Source organism: Limnochordia bacterium (genome assembly GCA_023230925.1).
Taxonomy (GTDB): domain Bacteria; phylum Bacillota; class Limnochordia; order DUMW01; family DUMW01; genus JALNWK01.
Window position 1 is genome coordinate 1 of record JALNWK010000050.1, and the last position, 20,873, is coordinate 20,873.

The window sequence follows — 20,873 nt, forward strand, 5'->3', positions numbered from 1 at the left end:
ACGACGTAGACATGGTAGCCTAAACTACCAAAGCCCTCGACAGTATCACCAAGCATTCATGAGCAATTCTATAAGAAGGACAGCCATTGTAGCATAATGTCCGAATTTAGGGGGTCAGACCGGGTAAACGGAATCGTCCTAGCAGTACCGAAGGGCACCTGTTGGGGAATATAGCTGAGATTATTATCTATAACCGGGCATTGCCCGTGGCCGAACGGCAAATGATCGAGCGATATCTACAGGGTAAGTACGGTTTCTAGGGGCCAAGTCAACCGGTGTAGTTGATTTGAACCTTTTTAAGCCTACTAGCATGGGGGAATTGTGCTCGAAGGAGAGAATTGTGATGAAAAGGATAGTTATCGGGTTTTGCCTAATAGTGGGATTACTACCCGTAGTTTTTAAAGCGGAGGCCGCTGAGTTTGTCATGCCTTATGGTGTGCAGCTTTGGTTAAGGGCAGACCGTGGGATTGAGACGGAAGATGGCAAAGTGACAGTCTGGGAAGATCAGTCGCCAGCCCAAAACCATGCAGTATCAGAGTCGGGTGGTAGGCCGCGCTCGGTACCCAATGCGATCAACGGAATGCCAGTGGTCCGTTTTGATGGAGCGACAACGTACTTGCGGGTGTCTCACAGAGAGGAATTGAACACTAATAGTGGGCTGACGGTATTTGTTGTCTATAGTCATCAAAGTGGGTTTCGTTTAATGCAGAAAAAGGATAATGCCAGTGGGTCACAGGATGATGCTTGGTTTGTCATGCCCTTAGGTGGTCTGTCGGTCTCCGGTAAATTGGAGAATGGGGCACTGTTCGAGCGTGGGCAGATGTATCACCTGCAGACCGATGTCTACGATGTCAATAGGGGGCAGATCGGCATCTATTCGAATGGTATGTTGGTTGCTGAGGTTGCGGATATCATGCATCAGATGTCTAATTCGGATGATGTCTACATTGGAAAAAGACATCGACCCGGGAGTACAGAGGGGCATCTTGACGGAGATATAGCGGAAATCATCATATTTAATCGGACATTATCTCAAGGAGAGCGGGAAAAAGTGGAACGTTATCTTCAGGAGAAGTATGGTTTTTCTAAAGGTGCCGCCGATGAAGTAAAACGCCCAGGTCCATTTCCGGTCGTTGGGCATCGGGATTATCCGGGTACACTTCCGTTATTAGTTGGGACCGAAGATGGAGTTGGTCCTTTAAGCCTTCCGGTGCTTGACACCTATCCGTTAGGCTCGGCTTATGTATTTGACTCATTGCAGCCCGATCTATTCATTCGCGGTAGTGGTGGACCCTATGGTGGCTTGTATTTGTTCCCATGGAAACGAGTGGATTACGGTGTACCGGTGTTTGGTGTACCCATACTTGTGCAGGCACCATTCAAGAGCAATGCCGCTATTCTACAAACCGATGATCGCATCATCTATGGTTTCTATTTAGATGGACAGCAATTGGTTCGTACGGCGTTCGACCGGCAGACTTTTAGCTTCACGGAACAAGCCAGAATGACGTTGAAAGGTTTACCGACCACTCCACAGAATCTTGCTGTGAAGATTAACACCGACGGTACAGTAGATGTGATTTTGGAAATGCCGGATGGCGCCAGCTTGAATCCCGGAGGAGCTGACCGTTGGGAATCTGGTTTTCAGCCCTACGATGGTGCGGGGATCTGGAGAGGGGATATTCCATACCGGTATTTGTACGTGGTCACTCTGGCTAGCTTATTTGATAAACCGATTGGTGATGCACGCCTTGCCTCGAGTACACAGAGGGAGATTCCTTTGGGTATACCTAACATGGCCTTTGTGAATCTAGGAGAGGGATCAGAACAAGACTTAATTGTTGGCACACGGTTTGGTAATCTAGTCTACTATCGCAACACTGTTCAGGATGGGGTTGAGTTAACACCTCAACGATATGCGGTGGGAGCCGACGGGAATGCCTTGCGCCATCCGACTATTCGACCCGCTGTTAGTGCATATCCTAATGGTGCAACCGGTGTATCAGATTTAATCGTCGGTGGTCAGGGTCTAATTTACTATTACCGATTTACAGGTGACTTCACCCCGAATGGCCGTCCGATTTATGATCAGCCTACCCCGCTGCTTCAAGAGGAGGCTGAGTTGTATGGAGGGACATTACCGGTCCTTAATACGGTGGATTGGAATGGCGATGGCGTATCGGATCTTATTGTTGGCAACTCAGAGGGCCGGGTGCTATTCTTTGAGAATGTCGGTAGTAATGACGAACCTGCTTTTCTTCCCGGGGTTCCGGTGCCGGCTGGAGGGCAAGAGATCCATATCCAAGGTGGATATCGCGGTAGCATTCAAGGAATTGGCGAGTCCAGGTGGGGATATAGTTGCCCTGCAGTTTTTGATTGGAATAGTGATGGATTACCCGATATAGTTATGGGCGATATCACGGGGGCTTATACTGTTTTCATTAATCGGGGTGCGCCGACAAATCCTATCCTCGATGTGCAGCGACCGATCTACTGTGATGGTCTTGAACTACACGGCCATTGGCGGGTCCAGCCTGCTATTGCTCGGCTTGGCGAGCGAATTGGTATGGTGATCATTGATGGTGATGGATATCTTCGACTATACTGGCAAATTGATGATTACAACGTACAAGATGGTGGTAGACTTTTGCTAGATGACGGCAGTCCGATTTCCACATGCTATAGATATTCCGGGGCAACAGGCAGGGCCAAACTTAGTTTCGCAGACTGGGATGGCGACGGAGTGTTGGATTTGATTATTGGTACTTCCCGTCAGAATGCGATACCCAATAGAGAAACAGGGTTTCCTCAACCAGCCTTTGGTCCATCCGCGGTGGCTAATGTGTTGTATATGAAAAACGTCGGTACCAACGAGAGACCTGTTTTCCGACACCCAGTTCCATTTGAGTATAAAGGAGAGGTTCTGAATCCCGGTGGAGCCCATGCCTGCGGGCCCACTGGGACTACTCTGGGTGGCGGAGGACTTAATCTGTTGGTGGGTAATGAAAGGGGCCGCATAATGCTTTACCGGCGTTTAGATCTGAGTCTCTTTGAGGCTCCGATCATGCGGATTAAGTCACCCACAGAGACTTCGGTGGTCAGCAGAACACTAGTGCCGGATATTATTGTGGAGTCTCCGGTCAGTGATTTGCGCCAGATTACAGTTAAACTAGGTGGTCAACAGGTCTATTCAGGAACCGATCTTCCGGCGGATCTGTCAATTGATACCCTACAGTTTGCCGACGGTTATCACGTCCTCATGGTTACAGCAGAAAATGAAGCCGGGTTGACTACTGAGCAGACAGTGCGATTTCAGGTGAGTAATTGGTGGCGGATCATCGATGATTTCCGACCGCCTGAGTCCTCGGCATGGTTTGGTACAGTCAGCTGTTCACAAACTAGTGACGAATCTGCTGGTTGGACGTATGCATATACGCCTGATATTCTATTTGGCGATCCCAATCGAAAGGTGCGACAAGACAATAGCACTGAGTACTTGGTTTGGGAAACCACCGATTTATGGGAGTATCATCTAGAATTGTATTCCTTAGTCGAAGAAGTGGAGCAGGTGCTAGGCCTAGCTGTTTCAGGAGATGGTGCAACATGGCTGGAACTTGATTATGCTCCCATAGTCACCGAGCAACAGGATGATTGGTTTCACCTAGAGGTAAAAGGAGTGGTAACTGAAGAAACGCCGGTACGATTCTTTCGGGTCGTCTTATACCAAAGCGACATCGGTGCGGACTGTGTTCAGCTGGGTCTAGTTAGGCTGAGGGGGACCAAGTAAAGAGCTGGTAACGAAGTGTAATGGAGGAAGCCCTGCATGGGTGTAGTCTAACTGGTGCAAGTTCCCAACATCCTCTGATAGCGGGATGTGTATAGCTGAAGACAAGTGTGTCCATCGCAAGGTGGAACCTGAAGTAAGTCGGAGGCAAATCTCTGGTGTGACGGACAGAAATCGCACATAAAGCGGAGTATACCGGGCTATAGTCACCCTAGGTGGATACAGAGTGATTAGTATGACTATTGAAGGATAAAGACCTTGTAGGGGCTTATGATCTGCGAATAGGAAGTCAACAATCAAGAACTGAGGAAATGTTTCGAAACAGGGTCTATTAACAGGTCGGACTAAGTGTGATCCTTCTAGCGATACAACCTAAAATGCCATGGTTGCTTTCCGATAGGAACCTGATAGGCTTGATAGTTGTAGCCTATCAGGTTCCTATCTTAACGTCAGTCTAAAACGTTACTAATAGACCGGAAGTTCTCTATTCTGTGGAATGTAATATGGTTGGCGTTATGAAAATTCCAAGCGCCATTAATAGCGGTTCTTGATAGGAAGAGTATATCGTCATGGTCGATTAGCCAGTCCACGTACTGAAAGCCGACTTTCGTTAGATCCTCAGGCCACCCATTGTCCTCGTAGTTAAGGATGTCCGCCTCAATATTCCAGTTTACTAGGTTGGTTGATGAAACCAAGGTCAGTACATTTCGCTGGTTCACATTCTCGGTGGTGACACGATTAACAAGGGACCAATACTTTTTGGATTGTTCATCGTATAGAATTGTAAACTTGGACATGTTACCCTCAAAATCAATTACTTGTCGGAATTTGAGCGGTGCCGCAGGACGATCGGTATCAATGTCGAGCATAATCGCCTTGCCGTAGTCCGGCTGACCGCCCCTGGTATGATATCTAAGGATATTAACCAGCTTTCCGTTTGGTGTTACCACAACGTTCCCCTCAAGCATACTCGGGTTTTCACCGTTTCGGATTGCTCCGGGCCAGGTGGGATCGTATGGTAAAAAGGGTGTTACAGTCCAGCTTTTTGGATCCAGCAAATCAGCATCCACCGGTGCAGATACTACCCCAGCGTCATGGCCGCCCAAACTCCAGGAGCCTAACTCAACTGCGCTGAACAGGCGACCTTGATATTCTAACACGGGCACAGGCGCCTTGTGTGGGCCGCCACTCTTACGGTCTCCAGCGGGTAGAATCTCCGTTGGCTCAGACCAAGTTCTTCCTTGGTCATCACTTCGCCGGATCAATAAGGCGCCGTACTCTGTGCTGGTTGAAAGCATATACAGGGCACTTCGGTGCAGAAAGAGTTTGCCCCAAAAGCAGGGAGAGATCTCAGATAGAAACTCCCAAGTGTTACCTTCATCACTCGACTGAAATACCAGGGTCAAGTTCTGCCCGTGATTGCCCCAGAAAACGTCGTGGGAAGCGATTAGCTTTCCCGTCGGCAGCTTTACAATGGATGGGCTAGCAGGTGAGCGACCCGAGAAATTATACGTGTAATCCTCGGGATGGATGTAGTTGACTGCTACCCCGGGAACAAAGCCGGTCCTAAATAGCCTTGTTGCACTTTCTACTAATACCTGTTCTTGATCATCTAAGGCCACAAGACGCAGTCTGTAATCAAGGCCGTTTTCTAGATTACTGATCATTGCCCTTTTTTGGTCGTGCTCAACGGAGAAGGAAACGCAATCATCCCAATCCTTTCCCGAAGTCGTATACTGGATGGCGAGTGATACACCAGACGGAATGCCTGATTTCATCCAGTCGACTTGAAGTCTTCGATTATTTGGTGCTAACCGGGTAATATTTAGTTCCACGGCTTTCAACCTCCGTTTTGTCGATAATATGTTTACGCAAAACAAACACCAGACCCAAATACTAGCGAGAAGCTGTTAAGACCATATGGTTGCGATTAAGTCGGCGAAGTTGCTAGAGACAATCTTGCGATATGTTTATCCTGCTACTTCCCAAAGGTTCAGTTTAATAGAACGTGGTTCTGTATTAATGTAATATATTCGACCTGGTACTGCCAAGTACCTGCTTGATTTCGTCTAATATATAGGCTGTAAGAGGATCGCGGTGTGATTTTTGGAGTTAGTGTTTTCTTACGTGTGACTGTACCGATTTAGTCTCCACCGATCCCCGTCGGATAACGCCATAGATCCGGTACTAGGAGTGTTTCGTATAAAGAGCTCCACGATGATGACGCCTTGTCTGGTGGTATTGGTAATCTCTGACAGGCTAGTTTCCGCAATGATTCCTGTTGGTATTTCCTCTATATAGTGACGGTCTAAGCCCCATGCCTAAGGCGTCCCGCATTTACTTGCAGGGAATTGTTATTCCGGGAAGGAATTACTAAAACGATCTAGAAACTATATACTAAGGCGTGCATGAAACGTAACTAAACCGAAACAAAAGCGATATGAAGTGCTTTTATCTAGCGTAGGGGTTTGTTTGATCCTATTGATGTTAGATACGGAGGATGTGCTAATGAAACTTAAACAGCAAAACCAGGTAATGTGCAGATTGTTCGTTGTAGTATTGGTATTCACAATATTCCTTGTACAACCGATGGGGGCACAGACTGTACTAGTCACTCCAGATCCTCAGCAGAAGCTTGAAGGAGATCTCCAATACGTCGAGGCCGAGACCTATCAACTAAAGCTTGTGCCAGTATCGGCGATGGAGTCTTCGCTTACAACGGTCAGCTCACTAACCGTTGGCGCCAATTGGGCGGTTCAGGCAACAGAGAAAATATGTTTGGCGGGATTTGCTTCCATAGAAGAGAGCCTGCAACCTAAGATCACCCTTGAATGGTCGAAAGTATCTGGGGGTTGGCTGCCTTTATGGCGGATTCATCTTTGCATCGATGGACAAAAGCCCAATGAACTAGCTACGCTTACACCGAGCAAGGGGAGTACTTATCAGGCTCTTCTTAGTTATGACGCGGATAGTGGAGCCATTTCCTGGTGGGTTTTTGACACGACCCAGGAGAGCTTAGTGACCTCGGGAGGTCGTGGAAATATACCTAACCAAGGTGAGCTGAGTTCGGCAGTGGCTGGTGTTCTGCAGGAGAGGAGAGGCGGCACCACCGGTGTATACGTTGAAGGTATACAGGTTTATCGGAAATATATACCTGTAGGTTCCCAGACGCAACTCCTTTCGGTGAAGGATAATCTGGCTCCCAAGTTCAAGTTTGAGCGAACGGAAGAGGCAATTACTCGTTTGCTGGTGCCAGGGGCTACTGCCCCGGGTGAGTATTCCCTCCGTTTCGTGAATCGGTCCACTGGCGAGGTTCATGAGATCGGTCCCTTTGCTGCCGCAGGAGAGCAGAGGGATATTCCCCTATCGCTAATGAAGATTCCTCCCGGTGAGATAACCCTGGAGATGCTCTACATAGACGATGGTCACGTTTGGTTAACTAGACGTTTCGACCTAACAATAGGTCGTTTGACTGTAGCCTATGATCGTATTGCATTCGAACGGGATGCTCGTAGGATTCAATCGGCTGCACATATTCAGGCCGACTACGATACGGCCGGGCTTGGGGTGGAGATTATGGCAAACCTGTCCCGGCAGATCTGGGATGAGGAAGAGAAAAGATACTACAGTCAGGAATACCCTCCTGTACAGTGTTTTGCTGGGCTGCTGAGTATTGGCCAGGAGCCAACCACGGTTCCGTTATCCCTGGTCGTTCCCCAAGCCGAGAAGAAGGGGTTGTGGCAAGTTGAGTTCACTGCAGTAAGTGTTCCTGTGCTAGATACGGATAACCGTCGTGCCTCCCATTTGTTCACAGACTTCTTGCCATCAATGAAGGCAAGTGAAGTGTATCCCTTCAGTATCGTTGTGCTGCCGGATACCCAGTATTATACCCAGGACCATCCTTACATCTTTACCCGTCAGACCGAGTGGCTGGCGGCCAACGCCCAGGATCAGAACATTCGCCTAATGCTACACGTCGGTGATATTGTGAACAACGGTACCCACACTCAATGGGAACGGGCTGACCGAATACTGTCTGTGTTAGACGGTATTGTCCCCTATGTACTTGCCGTGGGTAATCATGATCTAGTGCCGCGGACTGGGAGTGTGCAAAACCGCACCAGCACACTCTTTAACAATTACTTCCCAGTAAGTCGCTATCAGGATTTACCTTACTTTGGAGGTGTCTTTCAGGAAGGACGCCACGAGAATAGCTACTATACGTTCCAGCTCGGTGGGGAGAGAATTCTTGTACTGTCTTTGGAGTTCGGACCTCGGGATGGGGTACTCGCATGGGCAAACCAGATCGTTGAGGCCTACGACGATCACCAGGTGATTATCATCACCCATACTTATACATCAACAAGCGGTAAGCGAATAACACCATCTACCACCAGTGCATCACCCCAAGCCTATCCCATTTCCCAAGATCCCAATGAGACTGTGAATGATGGGGAACAGATGTGGGAGAAGCTTGTGCGCAAACACCAGAATATACGGTTGGTGCTGAGTGGACATACCAGTATCTCCACGATGCGAAGTGAGGTGGCCATTGGAGACCATGGCAACTTTGTGTATGAGATCCTAGCAGACTATCAAGGGGAGCCCAAAGGGGGTGAAGGGTGGCTGGTTCTGATGGAATTTTTGGATGAGCGTTTTATCGAAGTGAGGGCTTACTCGCCCTATTACGGTGAGTACGAGACGAAGAAATCTGTTCAAGGCTTTACGAATCACTTTATGATCGACCGACAGGAAGGCGTGATTCGACAGCTGGCAGTTATAACGGAGTGAATCAGGATAACCTAAGTCACACTCACTTTGGAGAACGTTAGGTTTACCGTTTATTCACTGGACGGCTACCACTTTTAGTGGTGAGCTTACCAGTAAAACAATGTAAGGAGAGCTCATTTCTATGGAAAAGAAGATGCCAATTATTCCGCATCAATACATGTCTAGGTCGAGATTTCTAGGACCTTTGTTTGTCATTGCCATTATGATCTCGATTCTTTTTCCCACAACCATATGTGGCCAGGAAGCAACACAGAGTCCTGTGCACCCGAGAGTCTTGGTGAATACTGCTGGTTTACAGCGGATTAATGAAGCAATGGAGACCGATATACAATTGTATAGAACCGTAAGAACGGTACTAGGACGAGCTGCTGAAGCCCTTTATAGTACCTGGGAGTCCAAAGAGCCCAAGGACAACTACGGAGGGGTTGCAGACTCGGCTATCTGGCAAGTTGAAACGATGGGGATTGCCTATCTTCTCACCGGTGATATGCGCTACGCTAATAGACTAAAAGAGATAGCCCTTTCCGTTGCTAAGTTCGAGAGGTGGGTTGCTCCTTCCTTTGATCGGTACGACCCTCCGTGGATATCCACCCTTGAGTCATCGACCTTTACAGCCGCGGTGGGGCTTGTCTATGATTGGTGCTATGATCTGTTTACTGAAGAAGAGCGAAGCCTTATTCGAGAAGCCATTATACAAAAGGGGGTCATTCCTGCTTTCCTTGATTGGTCCAATGCTGACACGAAAAATCCCCATGGTACCCATCAGACTCCCCAAGGCAACTGGTATGCTGTGACTATTAGTGCAGCAGCTATTGGTGCCCTAGCTGTTGAACCGGAAGCGCCCGAAGTAAGGCAGTATATAGAGTCTTTTAAAACAGCGATGAAAGCATGGATTGAATTTGATGGAGGAGTATTGGAGGAGTATGATACTTCCAAGTATCTTTGGTATCCACCGGGGGCCTGGGTATCTCAGAACTTCGATCCCGATGGAGGATACTTCGAATCACTCGGGTATGCCAATTACGCGCTATACAATGCGGTGAGGTTCTTTGTGGCCCTTGGTAGAGCGGAAGGGGATTGGAGTCTTCTAAACCATTCCCGGCTTGATCAGGTACCTGAATTTTTCGCTTGGACTGCAGTTGTTGATCGCAGCAGAACTGCCGCCAAAGGATTAGCCTTCGGGGATACTCCTGGTGGATCGGGTGATGCTAACGCTCTAGCTGGAATCAATCTGCTACGTAATGATCCAGTGGCAAACTGGTTCTTGACCTTTATGAAGTCTCCTTTGGGTCCCTATTCCGTCATTTATAACCCCTACCTAGACGGAAGAGAACCGGCGCAGATATCACTAACAGTACCGGATGTTTTGCAGCGTCCTGCCAAGCTGTTCAGGGGTATCGGATGGGCGGTGCTGCGTTCGGGTTGGGGCCCAAGGGACACTGTGGTTGGCCTTATTAGCGGCCATAATGCTGGTCACGCCCATCGAGATGCTGGTAGCTTCGAGGTATACTACCAAGGAGAGCCACTGATTGTAGATTCGGGAGTTACTGCCTACAGTTCATCACTCTACCAGGCTTATTATCGGGCATCCCGTGCCCATAATGTAGTGTTGATAGATGGTTTCGAGCAGAGGGAATATACCCTACCCAATAGAGGTCAAAAAGAACCTTCGGTCTCGTTTTCTGTAGGTGTTGATCAGTTTGCTGTGGCCAAAGCTGATTTTACCGAGGCCTATGCACGTAGAGTAGAACAAGCTTATCGATACGTGCTACTTTTAGGGCCAGATTTGGTGCTCATCATGGATGATCTGATTCCCCTTGAAAGGGCACGGAAATTTGAGTGGCTTTTTCATCCCCAGGGTGAGACTAACGTGCAAGACAATCATGTGGTGATCAAAGGAAAATCGGTATCCGCCACGATTATTCCGCTCTTTTCCCAGGAGATTGATGTCAAGATGAAGGCTGGATGCCTTCCCAATGACGAGTTCGCCGAATACTACGCCTTTGGGCCAATCGTAAATGACATGAGACAAACGGGACTCTTTGCAATTACCCTGAACAATATCGACGGGGCAGATGCTAAGGTGGCGGAGCTAGACATGGGGGAAGGCGTGGGATACCGTATTCAGCATCGGGATCGTCAGTTACTAGTATTTACAGGGACCGAGGGAATTAACGGGCAGGGCGTAAAGAGCGATGCTACTGTCGTGGCCCTAGAGATCGCCGCAGGGGAAGTAATAAGAATCGCCCTTGTGGATGGAAGTAGTCTGTACGTCGATGGAGGAATTGAGTTTAGCTCAACGGAGCGGAGCTCATTTGTAGCTGAACAAGACGACTCCGGTTGGCAGACTATCGTTACCGACTTTGATAGTGCGTTTATTGTTCCATCGTCCGAAGTATCTGTATTGTATCAGGAGCCGTATGTGCGATAGTTGTCTGAACAAGGTGAGTCTTCAGCTACCGGTGTGTGGTAGCAGTGGGACGACAAATGGGGGATTCGCGGCCTTTGCGCTGTTTTAGTCAATGACGTCCAGGTATTCCTGTAGACCGATTGGCGCTAGGCTGTGACTTAGCGCCAATACCACGCTTCCGTTCTTAGGCGGGGGCGGAAGTTGTGGTACTTGATGATAAGAGCTCGACATGCAGTGTTCATAGTTACTAAGTAGTGGTCGGCGGGGATCTCCGCGTGGTAGTAAAACGGTACAGTGACTATTCAGAGTCACGAATGAGTTCATTGTCGGTTATGTTGACGGTTCAAACACTCTGTTTTACCAGCATCTGTCTGGGAATGCCGTAGTACAGGGCCTTATTAACATTGGTTGCTCAAATCGGAAAAACAGAGGAAAAACCTCCGAACAAAAGAAGGAATTACTGAAACGGTATAGAAGATATATACCATAGCAGTTCATTAATGGTGATAGGTTGTGTTGGGGTATGAGTGTCACAATTCGGCAGATAGCAAAGGAAGCTAACGTATCTCCGGCTACAGTCTCCAATTTCCTGAACAAGAAATCGGAGCAAATGAGCGAAGAGACAGCAAACCGCATTGCGCGGGTTATTGACCGCCTGGGATACACCCCCAATGTTGCGGCGCGACATATGGTCCATCAACGGACCGGAACGGTTGGTGTGGTTGCTCCCTTGAGTTGGATGAGAAACATGGATTTTGTGACGGGCAAGATTTTAGGTGGTATTAGCGAAGTCTGTTTTGCTAATGATTACAATATTTCCTTAGTAGAGGACTCCAATGAGGAAAAGGTAACCAAGCTCATTAACCGGAAAAGGGTTGATGGCGTGATTTTGTTTTACAGTGCCATGGGAGATAGGCTAATTGACCGCATCTATGAGGCGGAACTACCGTTTACCTTAGTCAATCGCAAACTTGATGCACCCCGGGTCAACTACGTACACGCCGATAATCACAAAGGAACGTATTTGGCCACAAACCACTTGATTGAACAGGGCTATCGGACTATTGCCTATGTAACGGGTCATCGACCGGGAGCTGACGCGCCAGGACGTGAAAATACTGTTCCTGTGGATTTTGAGCGACGGGAAGGTTACAGAGCATCCTTACGAGAACAAGACCGGGAGTTCAATGATGCACTCGTAGTGGATAATCGCAAGTTAGACGCTCATTTCGAACGGGTGATGCAATACCCAGGGCCTTACGGATTCATTTGTTTTAATGACTATTGGGCATTGAGGATTAAAGATCTTGCTGAACAACGGGGCTTGGTAGTGCCGGAAGATGTGGGGATCGTTGGATTCGATGATACGATGATCGCAGATATAACAAGGCCCAAGCTTACTAGTGTAAGGTGCCTCTACTACGAAATGGCGGAAACGGCAACGCGGATGTTAATCAAGATGATCAATGGGGAGAAGCCGAAGCAGACGAAGATTCTATTTGATACAGAATTGGTTATCCGGAGTTCGTCTGTAAGGCTTAAGGCATAGTAGCACCAGTGTGCAAAGACTCAGCCTATGTGTGTTTTGTGTGATGTAAAGACAGGGAATAACGAAAAGTGTGAACCTTACAAGGAATCGCAATAAACCCTGAGTAGAACATTAACAGTTTCTTTTAAAATGTGTGTATACTGTCTCAAAGGTTTAGGCTCATAGATCACCCAGAAAACGCAGCTTTTAGAAAGAAGGTGAGGCGTTTCGTAGCTAACCGAAGTAATTGTCAATTCAGCAACGATTAGAACTATAGTTAAGAATATGAAGAATATAAGAGGTGAATATATTCATGAGAAAACGACTGGTTATTGGATTTGTACTAGTGTTTTGCCTCGCATTTTCAGCGACCGTCGGAGCAAAAACTAAGATATCCTATTGGGCCGGATGGTTAAATTCACAAATGTTCGAAGGGGAAAAACAGATCATCGAGGATTTCATGGAGGAAAACCCGGATATCGAAGTGGAATTTAGCCAGCCAGCTGATTTCATCACCCGATTTACTGTCTCTATCGTCACCGACACTATGCCGGATATTGCTATGGTTAGTTACGATGATTTTCCTTCTTGGTACGAGTCAGGGGCCTATTGGGACCTCAAATCGTTCTTTGCGGCTGATGCGGATGTGGATGAAGATGAGTTTGTTCCCTGGGCGATCGAGTTTTTCACTAGGGATGAAGGGCTTTGGGCCATGCCGCTGACGGCTTTTGCAAGGGACTTGGCCGTGTATTACCCCAACGTATTTGAAGAGGCAGGTCTTTTCCTTCCCGATTACTCCGAGTGGGACTGGGATACCTTTGAGGAGTATGCTGGCAAGCTCACTATTTACGATAATGGCGAGTTCAAACAGGAAGGTGCTCGTTTTTGGTGGCACTTTATGGGTCTGCAGAGCTGGTTCTGGTCAAATGACGTTCAGGTATTCAATGAAGACTTCACTGACGTAACAATTAACAACGCGAAGGGAATCGAGACTGTAAAATTCCTGCAAAACTTAGTGGAAAAAGGGGTTGTATCGAGTCCTGGACACTACTCAACCCTAGATAAATGTGGTATGTACATTGGCGGTGGGGCCTATGACTTCCCGTACTGGGAGAGACAGGAAAAGGAATTTGATAATCCGGTCCGACTGATGTGGCATCCATGGAATGACGAACCGAAGAAGGTCGCCATGCTTGGGGGTTCCGCTGTAGCGATATGCGCCAACAGCGAGCACCCAGAGGAGGCTTGGCGTTTAGTAAAGTACTTGGCCCGTCCTGATGTACAACTTAAGCGAGCACAGACTGGTTACGGTGGCTTGTCGGTGGTGAAAGAGTATCAGGAAGCTGTCATTAGCTCTCATATTTCGATCATCAAACCGACGGATATCTACTGGGAATTACTCTTCAGTGGACAACCAATGCCGACTTTCCCGGAGTATCGACGGTGGTCTAACGTATGGAATCCATTGATGGATAAACTGATTAAAGGAGAAATCTCTCCAGAGGAGTTCTGTTTGACCCTGACAACTAGAAGTCGCATTATGTTGGGGCAATAAACAAATATCACTAAAACCAGGAACAGGACAAGGAGGAAAGAAAATGAAAAAAGTATCTATGATCAGTATCGCACTAGTTCTTCTGTTGGTTTGTATTGCACCAGCTACCTTCGCATCGTGGGGAGAACTCAAGATGGTCACCGAGTTCGATGTCGATGAGGTAAAGCTGTGGGTTCCCTTTGCAAACAACAACTACTTGCTTGGAGGGTTTGACCCTGCAGGAGAGGGAATCGGCAAGATGTGGTACCTGGACACAAGCGACATGCGGGACAATTGTGCTTGGGACTTCCTTATTGGTGAGACGGGGATGGACATGGTTGGGTACCCCACCATTGTTTTCCGAATCAAGATGATGGAGGATGTACATTTGAATGCGGAGGTATTTGTGGACGGTAAATGGTATAGGCAGATTTCTTACTACCGCAACGTCAACGATGAATGGCTTGAAGTGGCCACTCCCTTGCCGGAGGGTAAGGTGCTAAGAGCTCTTCGCATTAGTATTGGTGAACCAGGTGAAGTAATCGACTTCGGTGATGCTGAAGTGCATGCCCTGTTTGATTGGATTGGCATCAGCAAGACACCTGTTGATGGCGTTACAGTTAACGTTGTGCAATAGGTAAAGGATGGTCGGCGCCGGTGTTTCCGGCGCCGATACCTATCTACGGTAGTTTGACCAACGGGGAAGAACAGTAGAGCGATGGAGCTTGCCCACGGTCTTTGGGAGCAAACACCCCGGTATATGGCTACCGTTCCCGTAGTCGGGAAGATGATTCGCGAAATCCATGGTTCCTGGTGAAGCTTAGCTTGGGGCGATCACCCCTACCAAAGAACAGTCCTCGGGTGATAACAAGATTATGTTGCGTGTCTTGCCATATTCTGGTATTCTGCCTAAACGCCCCCCACAGGCTGAAGCTTCGTGGGAAAATGAACGAAGAGAATGGATAAGCTAAGGTTGATTCTGTTTCAGAAAAGCTCTAACGAATGGGACTACGGGCACATTAATGATTGGCACCAGAAGAAGATTACCCTTAAGGATATACCAATGGCTATGGTAACTGGCGTAGCGATCATGACATGGAGGACCGGCGAGGCGAATTGGTCCAGCGGGTCTGCATGGCGGTATCAGGTAGTTGTCGGTACCAGGCATTGGTAGAGGGTTTGAAAGAGCGGTCTTTTGACTTGTTGTAGCAAGGTATGAGGTGAATCGCCATTGATGGATCATTTATACATATCTAGCGAATGGTTAGTGCGCTGCCAAAGGGCAGCTATAGATACACCCCTAGGCAAGGGGCGGGAGCATATCCTCCAATTGGCGGATAAGTTATTGGAAAAAGAACCGGGAAAGTCCCCTGGAGACATTGACAAACGCCAAAGCGCCAGTGAGGCACAGATTTTGGGGTTGGCGTACCAGTTGACTAAGGATGAAACCTATGCTTTGGCTGCAGATGCATTAATCAGCGAACTAATCAGTCTTGAGTACTGGGTCCAGCCGGCTATGCTAAGGAGGGTGCCTCCTTGGTACAGTGACCTAGATACCTCGGAAGTAGCCTGCGGGGTAGGTATCGCCTACGATTGGATTCGTCCTATTCTGGACGATGAGCGGCGGCAGACTACGGAAGCGGCTTTGTGGTCTTTGGGCATTGAACCGATGATACGGGATTGGGTAGATGGAGCCTTGCGGGTGCATTGTCTAGATAGCATGGGACACAACTGGTGGGCCGTATGTATTGGTGCCTCTGCAGTGGCGTTGTTAGCATGTCGTGGTCTAAAGGACCGGGCCTACTGGTTAGGACAAATCACCATTGCCCTAGATGAATTTGTGACTTACAAGGGCAATGAATTGTGGAACAAGCCCGGTAATTTCGGGGAGCAGGGTGGTTTTTACGAAAGCTTCACCTACTGCAATTATACGTTAATATATCTACTTAAGTTCTATGAAGCTTTGGCCTGTTGTTCCGGTCAGCTACCGAAGGTTTACGAGCTTCCGGAGCTGGCCAAGACAGGTAAGTTTTATTTGGATACCATCTATGAGACCACCGAGGGCATGTGTACTCCGGACTTTGGTGATCATCATCTTCATCAGACCGCTGAACCAATGGTTCTCGCGCGACTAGCATCATTGTACCGAGACGAGCAATTACAGTGGTATTTTCGCCGGGTACGACCCTATCCCCAGAATCCCTTTGAGTTACTGTGGTACGATGACACCCTTGAGGCGAAGCCACCGGTCTATGAGGACTTGGCAATGTATCCGGATATTGGATGGGCGCTCTTGCGCTCATGTGATCGGGACATGCTTGTGGCACTGCGGGCAGGGGATGTATGGAATCATGCCCACTCGGATTGCGGGGCCTTAATCGTATTTGATCGGGGGGTGCAATTCGTAGCTGACTCCGGCACATGTAGATATAGTGCCCCTGAATACCACAGCTATTATTGTCAGACCTACGCCCATAGTACCCTACTAGTAAATGATCAAGGTGGCCCCAAAGACGATTTGCTGTATGGCTTACGCTTTAGAGGTCAACTCCTTCATCCTTGCACAAATAAGCATTACCAGAAGGTAACCGCGGAGTTGACTGGTCCTTTGTCTCGGTTAGTCCGGCGAGCCACCCGAACTCTATTCCTTTTTGATGATATCCTAGTTGTGGTCGATGACGTCTTCGCCTTTGAACCGTCAACCTATCAGTTGCTTTGGCATACTCCGGCAACCTTCTCGTTGACCGATGATGTAGTGACCTTGAAAAACGGAACTGAGAAGCTGTATCTTTCCGTCTTTAGCCCCAAACCTCTAGACTGGAGTACCGAGGCCGGCTATGGGTCTGATCTGCAAGAACGGCCGTTTCTGAAGGCGAGCACCCAGGAAACGGATCGGAACGGGCATTTTATCACGATGATTTCCCGGGCGCATCCGGACATGCTCCAATCTAAGCTGATGGAGTTACCCAATGGTCTGGGTTTATCTTTTACGGGAGTGGATCGGACTTGGCAGGTGATCCTAAACACCACCGCCGGCCGGCGCATGCACGAAAACAGCAATGTGGCCTGGCAGATCGGCGAAGACACCGTTGAGACCGATGGCCATTTGCTCGTTTTAAGCCAGGATCTATTTGGGGTACATCAAGGAAGCTATGTGCGGCGGAATCAGCGGGTTATCTTTAACAACTATGCGAAGACAGATTGTGTTTTGGACCTGAGGGGATTGTCCGGTATAGATGCTCTAAAGTGGCATGTTCAGCCCTGAGTTCCACATCAAAGTGAAAATATGAGGATCAGGGGATAACAGGCCAGTTGACAGCTCTAATCCCCATCAGTAACGGGAGGTTTACACTATGTTGAAATTACTAGTCATGCTTTGTATCGTATTGGCGACCCTAACCTTATCACCGAGTGTATATGCTCTACCAATTGGATTACGATCCCCCGACGGTAGAATCAATGTAAAGGTGAATCTGGTTGGTAGCTCCTATGGTCAAGGATGTGCTGCCTATAGTATTGAATTCGATGAACAGGAGATCGTATGTGAATCACTATTAGGTCTCATACTAAAAGACGACGGTCTCCTCTTAAGCAATTTCGTGGTGGTGGACTCCGAAAAGACCTACCACAATGATAATTGGGAACCAGTATACGGGGAACGTAGTCTGGTTACGGATGAATATAACCAACTGGAGATTGTGCTAAAAGAGGACAAGACGCCCTCCCGTTTACTGAAGATTGAATTCCGGGCCTATAATGCAGGAGTTGCCTTCAGATACCTGCTGCCCGAGCAGAAGACCCTTAGGAATTTCACCATTGCCAGTGAGTTCACCCAGTTTAACCTGCCGGAGGGTGCGATGGTCTACGAGGAACACGGCTCCGAAGGGGATTACAGTAGGGTCTCGCCTAGGGATGTGAAACCCAACTGTGAAAGCCCCCTAACGATTGAGTATGCCCATGGTAAAGTTGCTTGTTTGCTAGAGGCTAACCTCTATGACTATGCGATGATGCGTCTTAGTGCCCTGCGCAAGGATACTGACATCTTAAGAGTAGTCTTTGCTGATGAAGTCAAAGGACGGACACCCTTTGCCACTCCCTGGCGGGTCTTTATCCTCGGGGATAAACCGGGAGATCTGATCGAGAACAATTACCTGGTGCTGAACCTTAACCAGAAGAACCAGATTAAGGATACCTCATGGATCAAGCCGGGGAAGATTATGCGGGAAGTCACCCTTTCCACCCAGGGTGCTAAGACCCTAGTGGATTTCGCCAAAAAGCACAACATTCAGTACATTGCCTTTGACTCCGGTTGGTATGGACCCGAGACCGATAACAAGGCCGATGCTACCAAAGTCACCTTGGATCCTAACCGTGTAGGCAAGGGTCATCAAGGTCTCGATCTACAAGAAGTGATCAGTTATGCCAACAAGCACGATATTGGAGTGTTTGTTTATGTGAACCGCCGGGCCTTAGAACGACAGCTTGATGAAATACTACCTATATATGCTAGGTGGGGCCTGAAGGGAATCAAGTTTGGCTTTGTCCAAGTGGGCACACAGGAAATGACAAAATGGCTTCTAGATGCGGTGCGCAAGGCTGCTGATTACCAGCTGCTCATTGACATTCATGATGCCTATCGTCCCACAGGATTTAGTAGGACCTATCCTAACCTACTCACCCAAGAGGGTGTCCAGGGTAATGAACATATGCCTACCGCTACCCACAATGTTACTCTTCCCTTTGTGCGTTTCCCCGCAGGGGCGGCGGATTATACAATCTGCTATTACGACAAACGGTTAAAGACAACACATGCACATCAAATGGCAGCAACTGTAGTGTTCTATAGTCCATTGCAGTTTCTGTTTTGGTATGATCGGCCCAGCGATTACCGGGGTGAACCCGAGATAGAGTTCTTCGAGCACGTACCAACGACCTGGGATGACACCAAGGTACTGTGTGGGGAGATCGGGTCCTTTGTATCCATTGCCCGTCGAAAGGGATCCGAATGGCATGTAGGAACCATGACCAACGAAAATCCAAGGACAGTGGAGCTGACCCTGGACTTTCTACCACCGGATGAGAAGTATATAGCTCATGTGTACTCCGATGGTCCTCGTAATGGAGTCAAGATCGAAAGGTTCGTCGTTGACGCATCAACTGTGATGCAAGCAGAACTTGCCGGAAGCGGAGGTCAAGCCATGAGGCTTTGCCCGGCAACAAACGAAGAACTTGGGATTTATCCTCAATACAATCAAGAACATTGATCGCTACCAGTTTAGCTTTTATGGCGTCTGAGCGCAAGAGGCATGGGAGATTGTTCCCATGCCTCTTTGCGCGCTTTCACACTCCCTTACACGCCCTAGCCCCCCCAAGTGAGAGATTCTATTGCGGGAGTATCCGGATCATGTGATCGCTTAGCATAGGTGCTGTGGCACATACTTTCAGGGCGATCATCGTTGCAATGCAGGCCTATCGGGATTCCCTGGAGACCGCGTGAGTAGTAGGATGTAATTCGTGTTTTCTAATGCTCGTGCTCGCATGATTATGATATACTAAACAATAAGGACAGTCTGGTAAGGTCGGTGAGTAGAGTGGGACAATTTGAGCTACCGCATGATTCCATTACTGATATTGCAGAGAAACATGGCCTTGAGTTCCTGGCGTACTTTGGTAGCTATGGGACCGAATTCTATCATGAAGAAAGCGATATCGATATTGCTTTTGTATCGAAAAACTTGCTCAAATCCGATCAATACTTTGAGCTTATACGGGATTTGATCATCTTCCACCGTAAATCCGAAATTGATCTGGTGGATCTACGAAGGGCTGATCCGTTGCTCCGGTACGAGGTAGCCTGTCACGGTAGACCTTTTTACGAAAAGGAAAACGGTCTCTTTGACAGATACTGTCTTTACTACATAAAACAGAGTTACGAGCTTCAAAACGTTGTTAGAGAAAGGATAAGGCATATTGGGAATTCGATCGAGGAGGTGTTAAAGGATGCACAACAACGAGGCTATCTGTAGTAAACTGGAGGTATTGCTCGAGTATTATCAGGAATTGGACGGAATGACTGATGAGGTATCATTGGAGCAGTATAAGAAGCAGATAGTATTGAAACGAGCGATTGAACGGGAAATCCAGCTTATTGTGGAATGCGCCACCGACATTAACAACATGATCTTGAAACACCTGGGTAAGGGACCGCCAAAAGACTACTTCAATTCCTTCATTGATCTTGCGGAAGTCGGAGCGATTGATGTGCAATTTGCCCTTGAGATTGCCGCTTCGACAGGGCTTCGCAATATTCTTGTGCACGAGTATCAGACAATTGACGATGATATTGTGTATAGTGCCATTACCGCGGTTAAAACCCAGTACCTGCGATACATTAGTGAGGTTTCCTCCTACCTGGGCTGTCGATGAACTCTCTCCTTGTTGAAGGATTGCTTCTCAGGCTGTACTAAGTGGGTCAGCTAATCTACACGCTTTTCCCCTGGGGCAGAAATAAACCAGGTAGCTATAGCCAGACCAAAATAGAAAACGCTCACGCCCACTACTCAACAGAGCCATGTCATCCGCCTGTGGAGTCGCCATAGTCGGTAAAATCAGAAGACTTGCCTTTCAGGTACATTTTTTCATCGGCTCCAGACCTATTTCTTCGTGTGTTCACGGCGCCCACCATCCCTTAGTAGGTATTATCGTAAGCGTCAAAGCTAGCACACATACCTGCTTCTTGGTAGTGATGAGATAATCAATACATCACGGGGAAGGAGTTGGTATTTTGAAGAATCAAGCCAAGAAGGAACTATGGGTGGAACGTATC

At 48.1% G+C, this 20,873-nt stretch carries 12 protein-coding genes; 11 read left to right on the top strand and 1 reads right to left on the bottom strand.

Going from position 1 to position 20,873, the window contains the following annotated elements:
• Positions 1-343 precede the first annotated feature (343 nt).
• Positions 344-3,787 carry an FG-GAP-like repeat-containing protein gene (locus tag M0Q40_10230; protein ID MCK9222978.1) on the top strand — a complete coding sequence of 1,148 codons (3,444 nt, stop codon included), beginning with the start codon at positions 344-346 and terminating at the stop codon, positions 3,785-3,787.
• A 446-nt stretch (positions 3,788-4,233) separates the two neighbouring features.
• On the opposite strand, the gene M0Q40_10235 is transcribed toward M0Q40_10230, so the two are convergent.
• On the bottom strand, positions 4,234-5,619 hold the full coding sequence (locus M0Q40_10235; protein MCK9222979.1) for a glycoside hydrolase: 1,386 nt from the start codon (positions 5,617-5,619) through the stop codon (positions 4,234-4,236).
• 673 nt (positions 5,620-6,292) lie between these two features.
• On the opposite strand from M0Q40_10235, the gene M0Q40_10240 reads away from it, so the two are divergent.
• The 10 genes from M0Q40_10240 (at position 6,293) to M0Q40_10285 (ending at position 20,473) form a co-directional block, all read left to right on the top strand.
• The gene (locus M0Q40_10240) at positions 6,293-8,575 is read left to right on the top strand and encodes a metallophosphoesterase (protein MCK9222980.1); all 2,283 of its coding nucleotides are present in this window, start codon (positions 6,293-6,295) and stop codon (positions 8,573-8,575) included.
• Between the two features lie 121 nt (positions 8,576-8,696).
• Positions 8,697-11,006 carry a heparinase II/III family protein gene (locus tag M0Q40_10245; GenBank protein ID MCK9222981.1) on the top strand — a complete coding sequence of 770 codons (2,310 nt, stop codon included), beginning with the start codon at positions 8,697-8,699 and terminating at the stop codon, positions 11,004-11,006.
• A 502-nt stretch (positions 11,007-11,508) separates the two neighbouring features.
• Positions 11,509-12,534: a LacI family transcriptional regulator gene (locus tag M0Q40_10250; GenBank protein ID MCK9222982.1), complete on the top strand. Its 1,026-nt coding sequence runs from the start codon at positions 11,509-11,511 to the stop codon at positions 12,532-12,534.
• A 292-nt stretch (positions 12,535-12,826) separates the two neighbouring features.
• Positions 12,827-14,068: an extracellular solute-binding protein gene (locus M0Q40_10255; protein ID MCK9222983.1), complete on the top strand. Its 1,242-nt coding sequence runs from the start codon at positions 12,827-12,829 to the stop codon at positions 14,066-14,068.
• Between the two features lie 43 nt (positions 14,069-14,111).
• A complete protein-coding gene (locus tag M0Q40_10260) occupies positions 14,112-14,684 on the top strand; it encodes a hypothetical protein (GenBank protein MCK9222984.1) in 573 nt (190 codons plus the stop codon).
• A 321-nt stretch (positions 14,685-15,005) separates the two neighbouring features.
• Positions 15,006-15,221 (top strand): hypothetical protein, encoded by a 216-nt coding sequence (locus M0Q40_10265; GenBank protein ID MCK9222985.1) that lies wholly within the window; start codon positions 15,006-15,008, stop codon positions 15,219-15,221.
• A 60-nt stretch (positions 15,222-15,281) separates the two neighbouring features.
• Positions 15,282-17,312 carry a heparinase II/III family protein gene (locus M0Q40_10270; GenBank protein ID MCK9222986.1) on the top strand — a complete coding sequence of 677 codons (2,031 nt, stop codon included), beginning with the start codon at positions 15,282-15,284 and terminating at the stop codon, positions 17,310-17,312.
• Positions 17,313-17,400: 88 nt separating this feature from the next.
• Positions 17,401-19,311, top strand: a complete 1,911-nt coding sequence (locus M0Q40_10275; protein ID MCK9222987.1) for a glycoside hydrolase family 97 protein — start codon at positions 17,401-17,403, stop codon at positions 19,309-19,311.
• A gap of 327 nt (positions 19,312-19,638) precedes the next feature.
• Complete coding sequence (locus M0Q40_10280; GenBank protein ID MCK9222988.1) at positions 19,639-20,073, top strand: nucleotidyltransferase domain-containing protein; 435 nt, start codon at positions 19,639-19,641, stop codon at positions 20,071-20,073.
• Entirely contained in the window at positions 20,048-20,473 is a 426-nt protein-coding gene (locus M0Q40_10285; protein MCK9222989.1) for a DUF86 domain-containing protein, read from the top strand. Before M0Q40_10280 ends, M0Q40_10285 begins: the two co-directional genes overlap by 26 nt.
• Positions 20,474-20,873 lie beyond the last annotated feature (400 nt).

Coding starts and splice junctions, on each gene's coding strand:
- M0Q40_10260 (MCK9222984.1), top strand. CDS start 14,112: ATGAAAAAAGTATCTATGATCAGTATCGCACTAGTTCTTCTGTTGGTT.
- M0Q40_10285 (MCK9222989.1), top strand. CDS start 20,048: ATGCACAACAACGAGGCTATCTGTAGTAAACTGGAGGTATTGCTCGAG.
- M0Q40_10245 (MCK9222981.1), top strand. CDS start 8,697: ATGGAAAAGAAGATGCCAATTATTCCGCATCAATACATGTCTAGGTCG.
- M0Q40_10250 (MCK9222982.1), top strand. CDS start 11,509: ATGAGTGTCACAATTCGGCAGATAGCAAAGGAAGCTAACGTATCTCCG.
- M0Q40_10240 (MCK9222980.1), top strand. CDS start 6,293: ATGAAACTTAAACAGCAAAACCAGGTAATGTGCAGATTGTTCGTTGTA.
- M0Q40_10270 (MCK9222986.1), top strand. CDS start 15,282: ATGGATCATTTATACATATCTAGCGAATGGTTAGTGCGCTGCCAAAGG.
- M0Q40_10255 (MCK9222983.1), top strand. CDS start 12,827: ATGAGAAAACGACTGGTTATTGGATTTGTACTAGTGTTTTGCCTCGCA.
- M0Q40_10275 (MCK9222987.1), top strand. CDS start 17,401: ATGTTGAAATTACTAGTCATGCTTTGTATCGTATTGGCGACCCTAACC.
- M0Q40_10265 (MCK9222985.1), top strand. CDS start 15,006: ATGGATAAGCTAAGGTTGATTCTGTTTCAGAAAAGCTCTAACGAATGG.
- M0Q40_10230 (MCK9222978.1), top strand. CDS start 344: ATGAAAAGGATAGTTATCGGGTTTTGCCTAATAGTGGGATTACTACCC.